The organism is Pseudomonas sp. HS6-2 (assembly GCF_049325675.2).
Lineage (GTDB): Bacteria > Pseudomonadota > Gammaproteobacteria > Pseudomonadales > Pseudomonadaceae > Aquipseudomonas > Aquipseudomonas putida_N.
This window is the reverse complement of sequence record NZ_CM143906.1, coordinates 2,931,161-2,947,702: the sequence shown is the minus strand read 5'-3', so window position 1 is coordinate 2,947,702 and position 16,542 is coordinate 2,931,161. Positions and strand designations below refer to the sequence as shown.

The 16,542-nt window shown below is 65.1% G+C and carries 17 protein-coding genes and 1 riboswitch; of the genes, 5 read left to right on the top strand and 12 right to left on the bottom strand.

Annotated elements, in window-relative coordinates:
• Positions 1-3: 3 nt before the first annotated feature.
• Positions 4-212, bottom strand: a riboswitch (cobalamin riboswitch).
• A 445-nt stretch (positions 213-657) separates the two neighbouring features.
• The gene (gene fni, locus ACOKS3_RS13720; RefSeq protein ID WP_422763201.1) at positions 658-1,704 is read left to right on the top strand and encodes a type 2 isopentenyl-diphosphate Delta-isomerase; all 1,047 of its coding nucleotides are present in this window, start codon (positions 658-660) and stop codon (positions 1,702-1,704) included.
• A gap of 51 nt (positions 1,705-1,755) precedes the next feature.
• Positions 1,756-2,670 carry a LysR family transcriptional regulator gene (locus tag ACOKS3_RS13715; RefSeq protein ID WP_103447217.1) on the top strand — a complete coding sequence of 305 codons (915 nt, stop codon included), beginning with the start codon at positions 1,756-1,758 and terminating at the stop codon, positions 2,668-2,670.
• An 18-nt stretch (positions 2,671-2,688) separates the two neighbouring features.
• Here ACOKS3_RS13715 and madM read toward each other — a convergent pair whose 3' ends face one another.
• The 9 genes from madM to mdcA form a co-directional block, all read right to left on the bottom strand.
• Positions 2,689-3,453, bottom strand: coding sequence for a malonate transporter subunit MadM (madM, locus tag ACOKS3_RS13710; protein WP_103448248.1), 765 nt, complete (start codon positions 3,451-3,453; stop codon positions 2,689-2,691).
• Between the two features lie 5 nt (positions 3,454-3,458).
• Positions 3,459-3,860 carry a malonate transporter subunit MadL gene (gene madL, locus ACOKS3_RS13705; RefSeq protein WP_103447216.1) on the bottom strand — a complete coding sequence of 134 codons (402 nt, stop codon included), beginning with the start codon at positions 3,858-3,860 and terminating at the stop codon, positions 3,459-3,461.
• A gap of 63 nt (positions 3,861-3,923) precedes the next feature.
• Positions 3,924-4,841 carry a malonate decarboxylase subunit epsilon gene (gene mdcH / locus ACOKS3_RS13700; RefSeq protein WP_422763200.1) on the bottom strand — a complete coding sequence of 306 codons (918 nt, stop codon included), beginning with the start codon at positions 4,839-4,841 and terminating at the stop codon, positions 3,924-3,926.
• Positions 4,838-5,452, bottom strand: coding sequence for a malonate decarboxylase holo-ACP synthase (locus tag ACOKS3_RS13695; RefSeq protein WP_103447214.1), 615 nt, complete (start codon positions 5,450-5,452; stop codon positions 4,838-4,840). The genes mdcH and ACOKS3_RS13695 overlap by 4 nt, the downstream gene beginning before the upstream one ends.
• A gap of 1 nt (position 5,453) precedes the next feature.
• Positions 5,454-6,245, bottom strand: a complete 792-nt coding sequence (gene mdcE / locus ACOKS3_RS13690) for a biotin-independent malonate decarboxylase subunit gamma (RefSeq protein WP_103447213.1) — start codon at positions 6,243-6,245, stop codon at positions 5,454-5,456.
• Entirely contained in the window at positions 6,242-7,090 is an 849-nt protein-coding gene (locus tag ACOKS3_RS13685) for a biotin-independent malonate decarboxylase subunit beta (RefSeq protein WP_422763199.1), read from the bottom strand. Before ACOKS3_RS13685 ends, mdcE begins: the two co-directional genes overlap by 4 nt.
• A complete protein-coding gene (locus tag ACOKS3_RS13680) occupies positions 7,083-7,382 on the bottom strand; it encodes a malonate decarboxylase subunit delta (protein ID WP_103447211.1) in 300 nt (99 codons plus the stop codon). Before ACOKS3_RS13680 ends, ACOKS3_RS13685 begins: the two co-directional genes overlap by 8 nt.
• A gap of 1 nt (position 7,383) precedes the next feature.
• Entirely contained in the window at positions 7,384-8,268 is an 885-nt protein-coding gene (locus ACOKS3_RS13675) for a triphosphoribosyl-dephospho-CoA synthase (protein WP_103447210.1), read from the bottom strand.
• Positions 8,269-9,930 carry a malonate decarboxylase subunit alpha gene (mdcA, locus tag ACOKS3_RS13670; protein WP_103447209.1) on the bottom strand — a complete coding sequence of 554 codons (1,662 nt, stop codon included), beginning with the start codon at positions 9,928-9,930 and terminating at the stop codon, positions 8,269-8,271. It lies immediately after the preceding gene.
• A gap of 326 nt (positions 9,931-10,256) precedes the next feature.
• On the opposite strand from mdcA, the gene ACOKS3_RS13665 reads away from it, so the two are divergent.
• Together ACOKS3_RS13665 and ACOKS3_RS13660 are read left to right on the top strand one after the other, a co-directional pair.
• Positions 10,257-11,327: an enoyl-CoA hydratase/isomerase family protein gene (locus ACOKS3_RS13665; protein ID WP_422763198.1), complete on the top strand. Its 1,071-nt coding sequence runs from the start codon at positions 10,257-10,259 to the stop codon at positions 11,325-11,327.
• A gap of 16 nt (positions 11,328-11,343) precedes the next feature.
• On the top strand, positions 11,344-12,495 hold the full coding sequence (locus tag ACOKS3_RS13660; protein WP_103447207.1) for an acyl-CoA dehydrogenase family protein: 1,152 nt from the start codon (positions 11,344-11,346) through the stop codon (positions 12,493-12,495).
• A 6-nt stretch (positions 12,496-12,501) separates the two neighbouring features.
• Here ACOKS3_RS13660 and ACOKS3_RS13655 read toward each other — a convergent pair whose 3' ends face one another.
• Entirely contained in the window at positions 12,502-13,458 is a 957-nt protein-coding gene (locus ACOKS3_RS13655; protein ID WP_422763197.1) for a helix-turn-helix transcriptional regulator, read from the bottom strand.
• 519 nt (positions 13,459-13,977) lie between these two features.
• On the opposite strand from ACOKS3_RS13655, the gene ACOKS3_RS13650 reads away from it, so the two are divergent.
• Positions 13,978-14,862, top strand: a complete 885-nt coding sequence (locus ACOKS3_RS13650) for an alpha/beta hydrolase (protein WP_103447204.1) — start codon at positions 13,978-13,980, stop codon at positions 14,860-14,862.
• Positions 14,863-14,864: 2 nt separating this feature from the next.
• Here ACOKS3_RS13650 and ACOKS3_RS13645 read toward each other — a convergent pair whose 3' ends face one another.
• Positions 14,865-15,596, bottom strand: a complete 732-nt coding sequence (locus tag ACOKS3_RS13645; RefSeq protein WP_422763214.1) for a hypothetical protein — start codon at positions 15,594-15,596, stop codon at positions 14,865-14,867.
• 124 nt (positions 15,597-15,720) lie between these two features.
• Positions 15,721-16,512 (bottom strand): histidinol-phosphatase, encoded by a 792-nt coding sequence (gene hisN / locus ACOKS3_RS13640; RefSeq protein WP_103447203.1) that lies wholly within the window; start codon positions 16,510-16,512, stop codon positions 15,721-15,723.
• Positions 16,513-16,542: the final 30 nt, after the last annotated feature.

Below are 16,542 nucleotides of genomic sequence, written 5' to 3'. Positions count from 1 at the left end.
TAAAGTCGAATTCGTCTCGAGGCAGGTCTCCTGGCTTGCACCGTTCCAGCTCTTCGCAGCAAGAAGCTGGCGGGACGACGCCTTCCCGCGCGCGGCGCAGTGGCTGTGTCGATCCGTTGTCGGTGCGCACAGTTGCGGGGGCAGCCGCGGCTTGTACCGCGTTCCCGTCTTAGCTTCGGCAGGGCCGAAGAACCTCGAAGTCGCAAGGCTACGCGGGGGGTGGCGGGGGGTCAACTGGTGTCCGCCGAAAACCTTGCAGCGCTGACAGATCGAGCGCCGCCCGCGCGGCGCATCGCGAGCTTTGCTCGCTCCTACGTTTGTTTCGGGCCAGTTATTCCTGTGGGATTTGCGCGCGAACGCCTTGGCGCATGACGCGATATCGCGTCGTACCAACAAGGCGGTCGCGCGCGCCTGTCACAGGCATTACTGTCCCGAAACAAACGTAGGAGCGAGCAAAGCTCGCGATGCGCCGCACGGGCGGCGCGCGATCTGACAGGCGCTGCAAAACTACCGGCGAACACCTGCCAGCCCTCACACAATCACAAACCAAGCATCCATTGAAAGGAACCGGTGGCACACGCCAATGCCTGATGCTGTGCCAATTTTCAACTTATCTATATGTTGTATCCCTGCTGCCCCCATCGAAACGGAGCCGGCATGAAGAAAATCCCGCTAAGCCAACGCAAGGACGATCACCTGGATATCGTGCTGACCGCCAGTACCACCGCGCACGGCGTGGACCCCGGCTGGTCGGCGCTGCGCTTCGAGCACTGCGCATTACCCGAGATGGCCCTGGACGACATTGACCTGAGCACCGAGCTGTTCGGCTGTGCCCTGCGTGCCCCGCTGCTGATCAGCTCCATGACCGGTGGTGCCGAACGCGCACGCTTCATCAACCAGCACCTCGCCGAAGCCGCCCAGGCACTGGGCATCGCCATGGGTGTGGGCTCACAACGGGTAAGCCTGCGTAGCGACCAGGACCAGGGCCTGACCGACGAACTCCGACGCCTGGCACCGGATGTGCCGCTACTGGCCAACCTCGGCGCCGCCCAGCTGCGAGAAGCCGACGGCCTGGACCTGGCGCGCCGCGCAATCGACGCCCTGCAAGCCAATGCCCTGATCATCCACCTGAACCCCCTGCAGGAAGCCGTACAGCCTGAAGGCGACCGTGACTGGCGCGGCGTACTCAAACGCATCGAAACCCTGACCTCCCAACTGCCGACGCCGGTGATCGCCAAGGAAGTCGGCGCGGGCATTTCACCCCGCGTGGCGCGCATGCTCTGCGACGCAGGTGTAGCCATGGTCGATGTAGCCGGTGCCGGCGGCACCAGTTGGGCAGCCGTGGAAGCCGAGCGCGCCAGCACCGCCGCCGAGCGCGAGGTCGCCATAGCGTTTGCCGACTGGGGCAACCCGACCGCGCACTGCCTGCTGGCGGTACGCCGCGCCGTGCCGGAAATCGGCCTGATCGCCTCCGGCGGCGTGGCCAACGGCGTCGATGCCGCCAAGGCCATTCGCATTGGTGCCGACCTGGTTGGCCAGGCAGCCCATGTACTGAGTGCGGCGATGATCTCTACTCAGGCAGTGGTGGAACATTTCGAGATTCTTCTGCGCCAGTTGCGTATCGCCTGCTTCTGCACCGGCTCGCGCAACCTTGCGCAACTGCGCCGGGCGCGCTTGCTGCCGAGCAACCTGACGCCGCCATGACGCTTGCAGCTGTGGCATGATCAGCGGCTCCCTTCCTACGGGCCCCTGTGCATGCTGATCGACGAAGAACTGACCCTGAAAAAGCTCGAGACCTTCCTCGCCTTCATGCGCAGCGGTAACCTCGGCCGCGCCGCTGCCGATCTGTCTACCAGCGCAGTGAGCGTGCACCGCGCCATCCACTCCCTGGAAAGCGCCCTGCGCTGCCCGCTGTTCAAGCACGAAGGCCGCCAGCTGATCCCGCTGGAAAGCGCCTACGTGCTGGAGAAGAAAGCCCGCCAACTGATCCAGGACGCCGAGCAGATGGTGCGCCAGACCCGCGAGGCCGCCGGGTTCTATGCCGAGCGTTTCCGCCTCGGCGCGCTGTATTCGCTGACGGTAAAGACCGTGCCGAAGCTGGTGATGGGCCTGAAGCTGCGGCGCAGCGAACTGAATATCGACCTGACCCTGGGCTCCAACGTTGACCTGCTGCAACGCCTGAAAAACCACGAGCTGGAAGCCATTCTGGTATCTCTGGACGAAAGCGTCGCGGACCCGGCCTGCGAACAGCTGCCGCTGTTCTCCGACGACATTTTCCTCGCCGTGCCGACCGATTCACCGTTCGCCGAACAGCAGGAAGTGGACCTGGCGGACCTGGCCGACTCCACCTTCATCACCTTGACCCAAGGCTTCGCCACCCACCGCGATGGCGCACGGGTATTCCAGCAGGCCGGGTTCGAGCCAAAGGTGGCGATGCAGGTGAACGACATCTTCACCTTGCTGAGCATGGTCAGTTCGGGGGTTGGGTTCGCGCTGCTACCGGGGCGGATCGCGGCGGTATACGAGAACCGCGTGAAGTTGATTGCACTGCAACCGCGCTACCGGCTGCAGCAGCATATCGGTGTGGTCTTTCTGAAGGCCCGGGAACGGGAGCCGAACTTATTGGCCTTGTTGGCCGAATGCCGAATGTACAGCGCCGCCCTGGCTTGAGCCTGAGCGGCGCAGGCCTCATGCCGCAACCGCCCGCATGATGAAGAACAGCAGCGAAGGCCCAAGCAGGCAGCCCAAGGCCGTGTAGAACGCCGCCGTCAGGCAGCCATAAGGCACCAGCTTCGGGTCGGTGGCCGCCAGCCCACCGGCCACACCACTGGAGGTGCCCATCAGACCACCAAAGATCACGGCAGTGCGGGGGTTGTTCAGGCCGATCATCGGCGCTACGAAAGGTGTGACCACCATCACCAGGATTGCTTTGACCAGCCCGGCGGCAATCGACAGCGCCATCACTTCGGAGCTGGCCCCGATGGCAGCACCGGTCACCGGGCCAACGATGTAGGTCACGGCACCGGCACCGATCGTGGTCAGGCTGACCGCATCGGTGTAACCGAATGCCATGGCCACACCGACGCCCGCGACAAACGACACCCCAATGCCAAAGAACAACGAAACGACTCCCGATACTCCGGCACGCTTGAGTTCATCGATGTTTACACCGAAAGCCGTGGCGACAATCGCGAAATCACGCAACATCGCGCCACCCAACAGGCCGATACCGGACAGCAGCGGAATATCCACCAGCCCTTTCTGCCCGCCTGTGAGCACCCCGCCGAAATAGCTCAGGACCAGGCCCAGGAAGATCGCGATGGCCGAGCCGTGCAGGCGGCCTCGGGTAAGCCTGGCGGACAGCCAGTAAGAGAGCCACATGGTCACACCAATGACGGCAAAGCCACTCACCAGCCCATAACCACCGATTACCTTCATCATGGATTCGTACATGGCGATCACCGCTGTGGCGTTGTCAGAGGTTTGTCTGCAACCGGCTCAGGCTTTTTTTGGCCCAGGCGGTCCAGCAGCGGCACCATGGCGAAACTGGCCACCACCGCAACGGTACCTGCAAGAATCGCCATAGGCCCGCCGGACAGCGCGCCAAATACGTTCTGCTGAGCGGCCATGGCCACCACGATGGGGATATAGATGGCGCTCCAGAACTCCACGCCCTGTTCGGACTTGGCCGTGATCAGGCCGCGCTTGTTGAGGTAACTGCCGATGAAGATCAGCAGCAGCATGGCAATGCCCACTCCGCCGACGTTGGCGGGCACGCCCAGAAGCTTGCCCAGCAGCTCGCCGATAAACAGGCCCACAAGGGTACACAAGGCCAGGAAGGCCACACCGTAGATAATCATTATTGTTGTCCTCGCGTTGGGTCGAAGTTGCTTGTTGTTGTCCTTCGAAAAACACGGCGTTTGTCAGTGTTGATTCACCTCCTGGCGCAACAGCGCGTCGACGGTGTCCCAGCGAGTGGCTTCGAGGGCAACCACCCTGCCCTGTTCGAACACCGGGCGGGCCAGGCCGCTGAGCACGCTGCCCGGCGGCATCTCCAGGTGCAGTCGCACGCCGCGTTCATAGGCGTTGCGCAACGTAGCACGCCAGTCGACCAGCCGGGCCATGTTGCCGGCCAAGTCATCGCGCAGGCGCTGAGGATCGAAGATCGGCCGCGCACTGCTGCTGCTCAGGTAGGTGATGCGCGTGCGCCTTAGCTCTACGTCGGCAAAGGCCGTTGCCAGCTCGGCGGCCGGGCCGTCGAGCAATGCGCAGTGGGACGGCACGCTCACCGCCAGGCGCCGGGCCACACCCTGGCCGCGGCAACGCGCCTTGGCAGCGACCTCAGCCATGGCTGTGTCGCTGCCGGCGATGACGATCTGGTTGTCGCTGTTGAGGTTGGCCAGGTACACCTCGCCACCCACTTCCTCCAGCAAGCGTTCGACACTACTCAAGTCGACGCCGCTGAGGGCGGTCATGCCGTAGCCCTGGGGGTAGGCCCGCTGCATCAGCTCGCCACGCAAGGCCACCAGGCGCACCGCATCGACGAACTCCAGTGCCCCGGCCGTCACGGCGGCGGGATAAGCACCGATGGACAGGCCGGCCACATAGTCTGGTGCCGGGCTGCGCTGCAGCAGCCAACGCGCCCAGGCCACCCCGGCCAGCAGCAGGCAGAGCTGCACGGCACGAGTCGACTGCAACGCCTGATGGCTGTCGAGCGCCGCGACCTGTTCGCCCAGCGCCTCACTGGCCTCTTCCAGTAACAGCGTGGCGCCCTCGGGCAGGCGCTGCAGCATGCCAGCCTGTTGCGCGCCCTGGCCAGGGAAGGCGAACAGGCTGCTCACGCTGCACACTCCAGCGCATTCCAGGGGTCGGCGACAAGGCGTGCGCCGTGGGCTGACTTCAGCAACACCCGGCGCGCCAGGCCAGCCCACTCGCGCAGGGCCACGGCACCGGCTGGCGTTTCCAGTTGCACATCGATACGGCACGGGCCGCAATCGAGAATATCCAGCAACTCGCGCGCCTTCGCCCGGTCCATGAGCTGTGGCGCGCGCACCAGCAGGTCGAGGTCACTAGCGTCATGCACGACATTACAGCCGGTGGCCAACTGGTAACCGACGCCTCCCGTCGGCCCCCAAACCAGCCCGCAGGCATCGAGCACCGGTGCCACCGAGACCAGCGCCCGCAAAGCTGGCCAGGGGCTCTGCCCCGCCCCGCGCAACGACTCGGGGGTCAACTGCCGCTGGATATCGCGCACGCGCATCTGCACGCCCAGGCGCTGCTCACGCCCCTGCCCGCGCACGCCCACTGCCACCCAGCCGCTGGCACAGGCGGCACGCCGCACCACCACCGGCTGCCCGGCTGCCAGTGCCCGAACAGCCCAGGCAGGCGCATCGGCAGGCAGGTCGGCCGGGGGCATGCCCCAGAGCAGGTCATGTGGCTGCGGCAGGTTCATCTCAGGCCTCCTGCCACTGGCTGCGCAGGCGGGCGCGCACGTCGCGGGAGGCGCTGCGGTGTTCACCGTTCAGGCGTGACTTGAGGTCAGTCGAATGGCCGATATCACGCACAGCCTCGGCCAGGCAGGCACGTACCTGGGCAATGTCAGCAGCACTCGGTGCATCGGCCCTCTCGACCTGCAGGCGCCGCCAGAGCAGGCCCAAAGAGGCGTAGCTGGCAAGATCATAGGCCATCGGCGGCACCTCCGCGGCCAACGCCTCCAGTTGTTCGACACTGCGCAAGGTGATCCGCGCTGCGGCCGCCTTGCCCATGGCATGCACCATCACCCCACTGTCATCCAGGGCTATCAGCCGTTGCGCCTGATAGCCATGGGCCAGGAAGGCACCGGACATGGCCTTGCCGACCAGCAGGCCAATCACCGGGTGCCCCGCCAGGCGCGCCTGGGCGTAGGCCTGCACGGCGGCGGCCAACGCCTGGTGGATACCCAGGGCTTCTTCACGGCGGCCATAGGCCTGGCTCGGCACATCGATGATCGCAACGATGGCGCGCTTCTCGCCCTCGCGGTCCAGCTCGACCGCATCGCTCACGGCCTTGGCCAGGCCCCAGCCTTCCATCAGGCCCACTTCGCCCTCTCGCGCCCGGGGGAACGGGTTGTGCGCATCCGGTACCACAGCAATGAAGCGCGCCAGGCGGTTGTCCAGTTCGCCATCGATCACCCGCAGTGAAGCGGGATAACCCGACAGCGCTTCACCACCGGCCAGGCCCGGCAGCCAGTTGAGGGCACGGTTCATGGGGCATCTCCTTGGTAGAGGGCGCGCACCGCAGCGGCGTCCAGTTGCGGGCAATCGGCGCCCAGGCTGGCCAGGCGTTCCAGGTACCAGGCGTGGCGGCCGGCACGGTTGGCCGATGGCGTGTCCAGCAGTTGCAGCAAGTGCTGGCGGATACTGTCGACGTCATCTGCCACATAAGCGTCCACCAGACCGCTGGCGTGGCGTTGTTCGCCCCCTGTCAGGCTCCAGATGAACGGGCGGTCCTTGGCGTCGTACTCGGCCATACCGGCCTCCTGCTCGATCACTTGCGGGCCATTGAGGCCCACACGTGCTTCGCGGGTGACCAACAGGTGGCTGCACAGCCCGGCCGCGATGGACATGCCACCGAAGCAGCCGACCGAGCCTGCGACCAGGCCTATCACCGGTTGATGGGCGCGCAATTCGACAATTGCTGCCTGGATCTCGGCAATCGCCGCCAGCCCAAGGTTGGCCTCTTGCAAGCGCACGCCACCGGTCTCCAGCAGCAGCACGGCACAGGTGGGAATGCCGTTGCGGTTGTCTTCGATGGCCAACTCCAAAGCGCCGGCGATCTTGGCACCGCCCACCTCGCCCATGCTGCCGCCCTGAAACGCGCCTTCGATGGCGGCGATTACCGCATTGCGGCCATTGAGCAGGCCCTTGGCAATGACCACGCCGTCGTCGGCCTGGGGCACGATGCCCTGGCGTGGCAGCCACGGTGACATCAACCGGTCGAACGGGCCGAGCAGTTCACGGAAGCTGCCAGCATCGAGCAAGGCACGGGCGCGCTGGCGGGCGCCGAGTTCGACGAAGCTGCGGCTTTGCAGCAGGCGGGCGGTGTCAGTCATGGGCAATCTCCTCGAAACCCTGCTCCAGGCGCAGGCGCACCACGCCAGGGGTGGCGCCGAAGTCGTGGATGTCGATCTTCACCGCCGGCAGCGTGCGGCCATCGAACAGGCGCTGGAACAGCTGCTGCCAGCGTGCGCTGCTGCCATTGACCGAAGTGACCACCTGGATCTCCAGGCGACCGGCGTTGCCGGGCTCGATCAGCACTTCCAGGTCGCCGGAGCTGACGCAGCCGACCAAAGTGCGGCCACGGCCAGGCTCGGCGGCGGGGAATTGAAAGTTCAGGGTTTCCATTTCACAGGCTCCCGGCTTTGTCGAGGAACAGGCAGGCGGCCAACAGATCGGCGGCGCCGCCCGGTGAGGCATTCAGTTGCAGCAGTTGTGTGTCCAGCAGGCGCAGCTGACGGCGGCCAGCGAGGCTGGCGCAGCCACCCGCTTGCAGCACCGCGCGAGCGCCTGCCTGCAGGGTTTGCAGGCCTTGCGGGCCGGCGCGCCAAAGCACACAGGTGTCGCTGAGCGCGGCCATGATCGCCAGCAAGGCATCCAGCCGGGCGTGGCTTTCGCTGGCACCGCCGGCGCGGCTGCGGCGCAGTTGTGGCAGGCCGTGTTCGAGCACGGCGGGAAAACCTTGCTGGGCCTGCTCGCGGGCGCCGCTTGCGCCGTAGCGGTGACGGACGTGGGTGCCGTGGCTTTCCTGAGCGGGGGCTGCCGGATCGTCGATCAGGGCGATGCGGCCGGCACGAGCGGCAACTGCCTGGGGATCGGCTTTAGCATCGAGCGCTTGTGCGGCCACCAGCAGGCCAAGGGCCCAAATCGCGCCGCGGTGCGTGTTGATGCCGCCCGTGGTGGCGAGCATGGATTGCTCGCCTTCGCGGCCGATGCGGCCGAGCTCGGCGCGCAGTGGTGGGCCGATATCACCATGGGCCTGCGCGGCTTCGGCCATCTGCCGCAGGCAAGGCCACAAGGTCAACGCCGAGGCGTGCATCAGGGCCAGGGTCATGTCGTTGTGGGCGCCACTGCTGCGGCGGTCGACCAGGCCGGGTTTGGGGGACAGGTCGGCTTCGTCGATCAGGGCCTCGATGGCCAGATCGGCCAAGCGCTCAGACAGGGAGAGTTCGGTTTGCTGGGCTGGCCTCTTCGCGGCTGAAGCCGCTTCTACAGGGATCGCGTATGCCGTCATTTACCAGCTCCTGAACCGTGCAGGCGGGTTGTAGAGGCCACCGGACCATTCCACCAGGTCGGCAATGCTGCGCGCGGCGAGCAGCTCGCGGCTGGCGTCGGTGCGGCGGATGCCGAGGTCCTCGGGCAAGGCGATCAGGCCTTGCTGGCGCAGGCGCAGGGTGTCCTTGGGGTCATGGCGCAGGCCGATCGCAGTGACCCCGGCCACGGCGGCAATCATCTGCTGGCGCTCTTCCAGGCTGCGCGCCTTGTACAGGTAGGCAATACCTTCTTCGGTGAGCAGGTGGGTGACGTCGTCGCCGTAGATCATCACCGGTGCCAGCGGCATGCCGGCTTTCTTCGCCACCTCCACGGCATCGAGGGTTTCGACGAAAGTGGGTTTGCCGCCTTCCTGATAGGTCTCGACCATCTGCACCACCAGCTTGCGGCCACGCTCAAGCATCGTCTCGGGCACGGTCATGTCGAGCCAGGCCGGGCTGGCGTGGCGCCGGCCGCGGGGGTCGTGGCCCATGTTCGGCGCCCCGCCGAAACCCGCCAGGCGGCCACGGGTGACGGTCGAGGAATGGCCATCGCCATCGACCTGCAAGGTGGCGCCGATGAACAGGTCGACTGCGTACTGCCCGGCCAGCTGGCACATCATGCGGTTGGAACGCAGCGAGCCATCGCGGCCGGTGAAGAAGACGTCTGGGCGCTGGGCGATGTAGTCCTCCATGCCCAGTTCGGTACCGAAGCAGTGCACGCTCTCGACCCAACCGGTTTCGATAGCCGGGATCAGGGTCGGGTGCGGGTTGAGTGTCCAGTTGCGGCAGATCTTGCCTTTGAGCCCCAGCGATTCACCGTAGGTCGGCAGGATCAGCTCGATGGCGGCGGTGTTGAAACCGATGCCGTGGTTCAACGACTGCACCTGGTGTTTCTCGTAGATGCCACGGATCGCCATCATCGCCATCAGCACGTGCACCGGCTTGATATGGCGTGGGTCGCGGGTGAACAGCGGCTCGATGTAAAACGGCTGGTCGGCGACTACCACGAAGTCGACCCAGGACGCTGGAATGTCCACGCGCGGCAGGTCGTCGACGCGGTCCACCAGCTGGTTGACCTGGGCGATCACTAGGCCGTCGCTGAAAGCGGCAGGCTCGACCAGCGCCGGGGTGTCTTCGGTGCTGGGGCCGGTGTACAGGTTGCCGTCGCGGTCAGCCATGAAGCCGGCGACCAAAGTGACATTGGGGATCAGGTCGACCAGCAGCCGCGAGTACAACTCGATATAGGTGTGGATGGCGCCGACTTCGAGCAGGCCGTCTTCCAGCAGCTGGCCGATACGCAGGCTCTGCGGGCCGGCGAAGGAGAAGTCGAGCTTGCGGGCGATGCCGCGCTCGAACAGGTCCAGGTGTTCGGCGCGGCTGACGCTGGGCATGATCATGTGCAGGTCGTGCAGGCGCTCGGGGTCGGCCTTGGCCAGCGAACGCGAGAGGAAGTCAGCCTGCTTCTGGTTGTTGCCTTCGAGCACCACGCGGTCGCCGGGAGCGATCAGCAGTTCGAGGGCTTCGACGATCCGCTCGGTGGGCAGCACCACACCGTCGGCCAGGTGACGGACGCGGTCCAGGCGGCGCTGCTTCTCGGCGCGTCGCCTGGACCATTGCGGCGGTGGATTCTTCGTTATGGTCATTGGGTGACTCCACGGGTTCGCTGTCGTGGGGGCACAGTAGGGCGAGCGGGATTGGCGGATCAATCAAGCTGGAAGGTTGATCGTTACGGTCAGGGTAATGAATGGGGTTGAAGGTGTATGGCGACGGTTTTGCAGCGGTTGTGGGAGCGAGCGCCGCGCGGGGCGGCGCTCGATCTCCCAGGCGCTGAATGCCCAAAGGCAAAAACGCACGATCCCCCTGCAGATTTGTCCATTGCGTAAGACAAATTCGCATGCCAGGATCCAGCGATCCTCCAGCGCACTCCAGACTTCACTTGGAAAATCAATAACAAAGCAGGGAGAACGCGATGACCGCGCACGCTCATACCTCGGCAACGGCTCATGTACTGGCCGAAGTCCGCAACCAGATTGGCCACCTCACCCTCAACCGCCCTGCCGGCCTCAATGCCCTGACCCTGGACATGGTGCGCAGCCTGCGCCAGCACTTCGACCAATGGGCCGAAGACCCACAGGTGCAAGCCGTGGTACTGCGTGGCGAAGGCCCCAAGGGCTTCTGTGCCGGCGGCGATATCCGCTCGCTGCACGATAGCTACAAGGCTGGCGACACCCTGCACGAAGACTTTTTCGTCGAGGAGTACGCCCTGGACCTGGCCATACACCGATACCGCAAGCCGGTGCTGGTACTGATGGACGGTTTCACCCTCGGTGGCGGCATGGGCCTGGCCCAAGGCTGCGACCTGCGCATCGTCACCGAACGCAGCCGCCTGGGCATGCCCGAGGTTGGCATCGGTTACTTCCCGGATGTGGGTGGCAGCTACTTCCTGTCGCGCATCCCGGGTGAACTGGGCACCTACCTGGGCGTCAGCGGCACTCAGATCCAGGCCGCCGATGCCCTGTACTGCGGGCTGGCCGACTGGTACCTGGCCAGCGACAAGCTTGCCGCGCTGGATGAAGGCCTGGATACGCTGCGTTTCGGCGACCACCCGCTCAAGGACCTGCAGAACCTGCTGGCCAAGCTTGGCAGCCAGGTGCTCGACGATGCGCCGCTGGAAAAGCTGCGCCCGGTCATCGACCACTTCTTCGCCCAGCCCGACCTGGCGGCGATCATCGAGCAACTGCGCGCGGTGCGCATCGGTGACAGCCACCCATGGGCGTTGGCGACTGCCGAACAGCTGGAAAGCCGCTCGCCGCTGGCCATGGCGGTTACTCTGGAGATGCTGCGCCGCGGGCGCCACCTGGCGCTGGAAGACTGCTTCGCCATGGAGCTGCACATCGACCGCCAGTGGTTCCAGTACGGCGACATCATCGAGGGCGTGCGCGCCCTGATCATCGACAAGGACAAGCAGCCGCGCTGGAACCCGCCGACCCTGGCCGGGCTGTCGCGCCAGCGGGTCGACCAATTCTTCGAAGGCCTGTGAGCCCGGGAGTACGCAGATGCAAGACCTGGAACTGAGCGAAGAGCAGATCATGATCCGCGACATGGCTCGGGACTTCGCCCGTGGCGAGATCGCCCCCCATGCCCAAGCCTGGGAAAAGGCCGGCTGGATAGACGATGGCGTGGTGCGCAAGATGGGCGAGCTGGGCCTGCTCGGCATGGTCGTGCCCGAGGGCTTCGGCGGCAGCTACACCGACTACGTGGCCTATGCCCTGGCCGTCGAGGAAATCGCCGCCGGCTGCGGCGCCACCGGCGCGATGATGAGCATCCACAACTCGGTTGGCTGCGGCCCCCTGCTGGCCTATGGCACCCCTGAACAGCAGCAGGCCTGGCTGCCGCGCCTGGCCACTGGCGAGGTGATAGGCTGCTTCTGCCTGACCGAACCACAGGCCGGCTCGGAAGCGCACAACCTGCGTACCCGCGCCGAGCTGGTCAATGGCGAATGGGTCATCAACGGGTCCAAACAGTTCGTCAGCAACGCCCGCCGTGCCGGGCTGGCCATCGTCTTCGCCGTCACCGACCCGGAGCTGGGCAAGAAAGGCCTGTCGGCCTTCCTGGTGCCGACCGACAACCCGGGCTTCAAGGTTGACCGCAGCGAGCATAAGATGGGCATCCGCGCCTCCGACACCTGCGCGGTGACCTTCGACAACTGCCGCATCCCGGCGGCGAATATCCTCGGTGAGCGCGGCAAGGGCCTGGCCATCGCCCTGTCCAACCTCGAAGGCGGGCGCATCGGCATCGCCGCCCAAGCCCTGGGCATCGCCCGTGCGGCGTTCGAGGCGGCGCTGGTGTACTCGCGCGACCGCATCCAGTTCGGCAAGCCGATCAATGAGCACCAGAGTATCGCCAACCTGCTGGCCGACATGCAGGTGCAGGTGAATGCTGCGCGGTTGCTGATCCTGCATGCCGCGCGGCTGCGCACGGCAGGCAAGCCGTGCCTGTCGGAGGCTTCGCAGGCCAAGCTGTTCGCCTCGGAAATGGCCGAGCGGGTGTGCTCGATGGCGATCCAGGTGCATGGCGGGTATGGCTATCTCGAGGACTACCCGGTCGAGCGTTACTACCGCGATGCGCGCATTACCCAGATCTACGAGGGGTCGAGCGAGATCCAGCGCATGCTGATCGCACGCGAACTCAAGCACTACCCCTTGTAAGCCCTCTCACTGGCGCTGCCTGAAGGTTTCCGAGGGCAGCTGGCCAAAACGCTGGCGATACACCTCGGAGAACCGCCCGAGGTGCAGAAAGCCATAATCCATGGCCAGTTCGGTGACGCTGCGTACCGCGCAGCTGCCATCGCTCAGGCACGCATGCACCCGCTCAAGCTTGCGCTGGCGCACATACTGCTTGGGCGTGGTGCCCAGCTGGCGATCGAACAGCGCATACAACGAGCGCACGCTCATGCAGGCCTGCTCTGCCAGCGCTTCGGCTGGCAGCTCCAGCTTGAGGTTGCGCTCGATGTAATCAAGGATCCGCTCCAGGTTCGCACCCGGCGTACCCAGGCTTTCCCGACGGATATTGGTGCTCATCAGCGTCATCAGCTTGCTGGCGACGATCTGGCTGTAGTGCCCCTGCACCCGCGGTAACGAGTCAATGACCTCGGCTTCGTGGCATACCATGGCCAGCAGGTTGACGAAGCCATCCAGCTCTTCCAGCCGGTAGTGATTGCGCAGGAAGCGCACGCCGCCATCTGGCCGCTGCCAGCGTTGCTCGTCGCAGATGGTGTCGAGCAGCCGTGTCGGCACCTTGAGGATGAATTTCTCGCAGTCTTCGGAATAAGTCAGGTCGACTGGGTCGTCCGGGTTGATCAGCAGCAGCTCGCCCGGCACCAAGTGGTGCTCGCGCTGGTGCCCGCGCCACAGGCAGTTGCCGTTGAGCAGGACCTGCAGGTGATAGATGGATTCCAGTGCCGGCGAGGTCACCCGCACGCTGCCGCCGTAGCTGATGCGGCACAGGTCGAGTTCGGCGAACTTGCGATGGCTCAGGCTGGCCTGGGGGTGGGTGGTACGCGACAGGCCGATGCAGTGCTGGCCGACGTGCTGGTTGACGTAGTCGGACACCGCATAGGGGTCGGCGTGATGGAACACGCTACTGCGCTCGCTCAGCAGGCGGCTTTCCATAGGCTAGGCACTCGGCATCGTTATTGTTCTGGGCGCCGCTTCCTACTGGCCTTGGGCTCGTGGTTGCGGTCGTTCACGGATATTCTATCGGGCTGGGGTCAGGGTTTGGGGGCAGCTGACCACTGGCGCATAGGTGACACACTAAGCAAAAAGGCGGGGGTTGGGCAATGAGATGTTCGGATTGGATGGGCGAATAGCGGACAGTGGGTCGACCACTATTGCGCGATAATCGAACACCGCTCCTACAAACAACAGCGCAATCTGCAGCGTCAGTGAACCGCCACTTCCTGCCGCCCTGCCCAGCCCTGGTTACGCGCGCGGAACTGGCGCGGGGCAATGGCGCGAGCTGGAAACGCTGAGTTGCCCGCGCTTGGGCGAATGGTTGCTGCAGGAGTGCCAGTCGTTGCTGGAGCAGTTGCGTAGCGCCCGTTAGTGTCCAGAAACAGCTTGCAACCAAGCAAGCTCACCATTCGGTAACTTTTCCGACATCAAGCCCTACGCATCTGATAAAAACCCAGCATGCCTGCCCGCCTCCTCACTCACCTGCGCCGCCGCTGGCTCGCCTGGTCGTGCGTCAGCCTGATGGTCATCGGCCTGCCCGCTGGCTGCGCGATGCTGCAGCACAAGGAACGCGAACTGCTGTTCCGTATTGAGCCCGGCCAGGCCAGCTGGTTCCACGGCCTGCCCAACGACGTGCAGGAACTGGACCTGCGCCCGCGCAGCTTCACCGATAACCAGAGCCTGCATGCCTGGTGGTGGCCCGCCAAACGCGCCGGTGCGCCGGCTATCCTCTACTTGCACGGCGTGCGTTGGAACCTGACCGGCCAGCTTTTCCGCATCGAGCAGCTACATGCCATGGGTTACTCGGTGCTGGCCGTGGACTACCGCGGCTTCGGCCAGAGCCGCGGCGACCTGCCGTCCGAAGCCACGGTATACGAGGATGCGCGTATCGCCTGGGAACGCTTCGTGCAGTTGCAGCCTGATGCCGGCAAGCGCCTGATCTTCGGCCATTCGCTCGGTGGCGCCGTGGCTGTCGAGCTGGCCACCGAGCTGGCCAGGCAGGCGCGGGAGGAAGAAAGTGCAGCACCAGCGCGTGGCCTGATCCTGGAGTCGACCTTCACATCGCTGGGCGATGCTGCAGCGGCTGTTGCCAATACATCACTGCCCGTGCGCTGGTTGATGTCGCAGAAGTTCGATTCGCTGGACAAGATCAAGGATGTCGGCTTGCCCGTGCTGCTGGTGCACGGTATGGATGATCGCTTCGTGCCGCCGCGCTTCAGCCAGGAGCTGTTCGATGCCGCGCAGCAGCCCAAGACCTTGCTGTTGGTACCGGGAGCGACCCATAACAACAGCATGAGCCTCGCTGGGCAACGTTACAGGCGTGCCATTCAAGCATTGCGTTGAAGTCACTGCACCGGCAGGAAATTCATCAGTAACAAGCTCTGCGCGTAATTCAGGCCGATTCGTCGGTAACGCTCATCCAGCAACTCCGCCAGCAGATCCAGCCGTGCCACGATCTTGCCGAACTCCACGGCAAAACTCAGGTTGCTGCCCTCCTCCGAGATCTCGTTGGAGAACAGCAACAGCACCCCGTTGGCATCCTGGCGCTGACTGAGCATCCAGGTCGCCTTCTCGATATTGCGCGCCGCGTTGTTGATGAACAGCGGGTCGAGGGTATCGGTCATGTAGAACTCGGTACGCCCGCCGTGCGCGGTGATCAGCATGCTGCCGATGGCGTAGATGAAGGCCCCGACCCGGTCGCCGCGAAACTCCGGGCTCAGGGCGTAGCTCAGGGCGGCAAGGTCGCGGCGGTTGCCCAGTTGCGCCAGGGGTTGGCGCTGTTGGATGGCGATGCGGATCTGCCGTTCGGCGGTGGCGGCGTCGAGGTAGCCGGACATCTTCCACTGGCTGGGGTTGCGCAGGTACAGCTTGTTCATCAGCAGGTACAGGCTCTGCAAGTTGTCGCGCATGGCCAGGGTGGCCATGCGGTCGACGCTGGTCTGGAACAGCTCGCTGGGCTTGCCGTTGCCAAACTGGCTGACGATGTCGTGGCCTTGCTGCTGGCTGCAGCCGGCCAGGCCTAGCAGGGCGCCTGCCAGCAGCAGGCGCGGGAAAAATCGGGGATTGCTTGCAACCATTGGCACCGGGTCGAAATCGGCGGCCGCGCTGGGGATCGGCGCAGCCTGGCCAAGCATAGAGCCCGAAAAACCGGAAAAGTGCGGTGGATGAGGAGAATGGAGGCCAGTGCTGGTAACCCATCAATTACATGGCGTGGCGCAACATCTCCACTACCTGCGCATGCAGCGTCCGGTCACCACAGGCCACCACACAGCCGCCATCTTGCGCGCTGCTACCATCCCAGGCAGTGATCACCCCGCCGGCCCCTTCGATAATCGGCATCAGCGCCTGCACGTCATAAGGCTGCAGGCTCGCCTCGACGATCACGTCAACGAAGCCCGAAGCCAGCATGCAGTAGGCATAGCAATCACCACCGTAACGCATCAGCCGCGCCTTGCCAGCCACAGCCTCGAACGCCACCTTGCGCTCGGCGGTGTCGAACATGTCCGGGGTGGTGCACATCAGCGTGGCCGAGGCCAAGTCGGCGCAGGCGCGGGTCTTCAGCGGCGTGCCACTGCGCCAGGCGCCGGCAGGCGTGCCGACGAAACGTTCACCGGTGAACGGCTGGTTCATCACCCCCACCACCGGGCGCGTGCCATCGTTCAGAGCAATCAGCGTGCCCCACAGCGGCAGCCCGGTGATGAATGCGCGTGTGCCGTCGATCGGGTCGAGCACCCAGGTCAGCGGGCTGCTGCCCACCGCCACGCCGGCCTCTTCACCGAGAATGCCGTGCGCCGGATAGCGTGCCTGGATCAGCTCACGCATGGCATCCTCGGCCGCCTTGTCGGCCACGGTGACCGGGTCGTACAGGCGCCCGCCCTTGTCCTCGACTTCCAGGCTGGCACGGAAGTACGGCTTGATCGCCAGCGCAGCGGCATCGGCCAGCTGCTCGGCGAAGGCTTGGAATTCGCCGATCTGTTCAGCATTCAGGGACATGGGGCAGGCCTCGTGAAAAATGGTGTGGCG

What these genes read in the sequence shown, in the direction of transcription:
- ACOKS3_RS13675 (WP_103447210.1), bottom strand. Translation starts at nt 8,268, where the DNA reads ATGACGGCATACGCGATCCCTGTAGAAGCGGCTTCAGCCGCGAAGAGG.
- mdcE (WP_103447213.1), bottom strand. Translation starts at nt 6,245, where the DNA reads ATGAACCGTGCCCTCAACTGGCTGCCGGGCCTGGCCGGTGGTGAAGCG.
- ACOKS3_RS13645 (WP_422763214.1), bottom strand. Translation starts at nt 15,596, where the DNA reads ATGGTTGCAAGCAATCCCCGATTTTTCCCGCGCCTGCTGCTGGCAGGC.
- ACOKS3_RS13715 (WP_103447217.1), top strand. Translation starts at nt 1,756, where the DNA reads ATGCTGATCGACGAAGAACTGACCCTGAAAAAGCTCGAGACCTTCCTC.
- madM (WP_103448248.1), bottom strand. Translation starts at nt 3,453, where the DNA reads ATGTACGAATCCATGATGAAGGTAATCGGTGGTTATGGGCTGGTGAGT.
- ACOKS3_RS13660 (WP_103447207.1), top strand. Translation starts at nt 11,344, where the DNA reads ATGCAAGACCTGGAACTGAGCGAAGAGCAGATCATGATCCGCGACATG.
- hisN (WP_103447203.1), bottom strand. Translation starts at nt 16,512, where the DNA reads ATGTCCCTGAATGCTGAACAGATCGGCGAATTCCAAGCCTTCGCCGAG.
- ACOKS3_RS13650 (WP_103447204.1), top strand. Translation starts at nt 13,978, where the DNA reads ATGCCTGCCCGCCTCCTCACTCACCTGCGCCGCCGCTGGCTCGCCTGG.
- mdcA (WP_103447209.1), bottom strand. Translation starts at nt 9,930, where the DNA reads ATGACCATAACGAAGAATCCACCGCCGCAATGGTCCAGGCGACGCGCC.
- ACOKS3_RS13695 (WP_103447214.1), bottom strand. Translation starts at nt 5,452, where the DNA reads ATGAACCTGCCGCAGCCACATGACCTGCTCTGGGGCATGCCCCCGGCC.
- ACOKS3_RS13685 (WP_422763199.1), bottom strand. Translation starts at nt 7,090, where the DNA reads ATGACTGACACCGCCCGCCTGCTGCAAAGCCGCAGCTTCGTCGAACTC.
- fni (WP_422763201.1), top strand. Translation starts at nt 658, where the DNA reads ATGAAGAAAATCCCGCTAAGCCAACGCAAGGACGATCACCTGGATATC.
- madL (WP_103447216.1), bottom strand. Translation starts at nt 3,860, where the DNA reads ATGATTATCTACGGTGTGGCCTTCCTGGCCTTGTGTACCCTTGTGGGC.
- ACOKS3_RS13680 (WP_103447211.1), bottom strand. Translation starts at nt 7,382, where the DNA reads ATGGAAACCCTGAACTTTCAATTCCCCGCCGCCGAGCCTGGCCGTGGC.
- ACOKS3_RS13655 (WP_422763197.1), bottom strand. Translation starts at nt 13,458, where the DNA reads ATGGAAAGCCGCCTGCTGAGCGAGCGCAGTAGCGTGTTCCATCACGCC.
- ACOKS3_RS13665 (WP_422763198.1), top strand. Translation starts at nt 10,257, where the DNA reads ATGACCGCGCACGCTCATACCTCGGCAACGGCTCATGTACTGGCCGAA.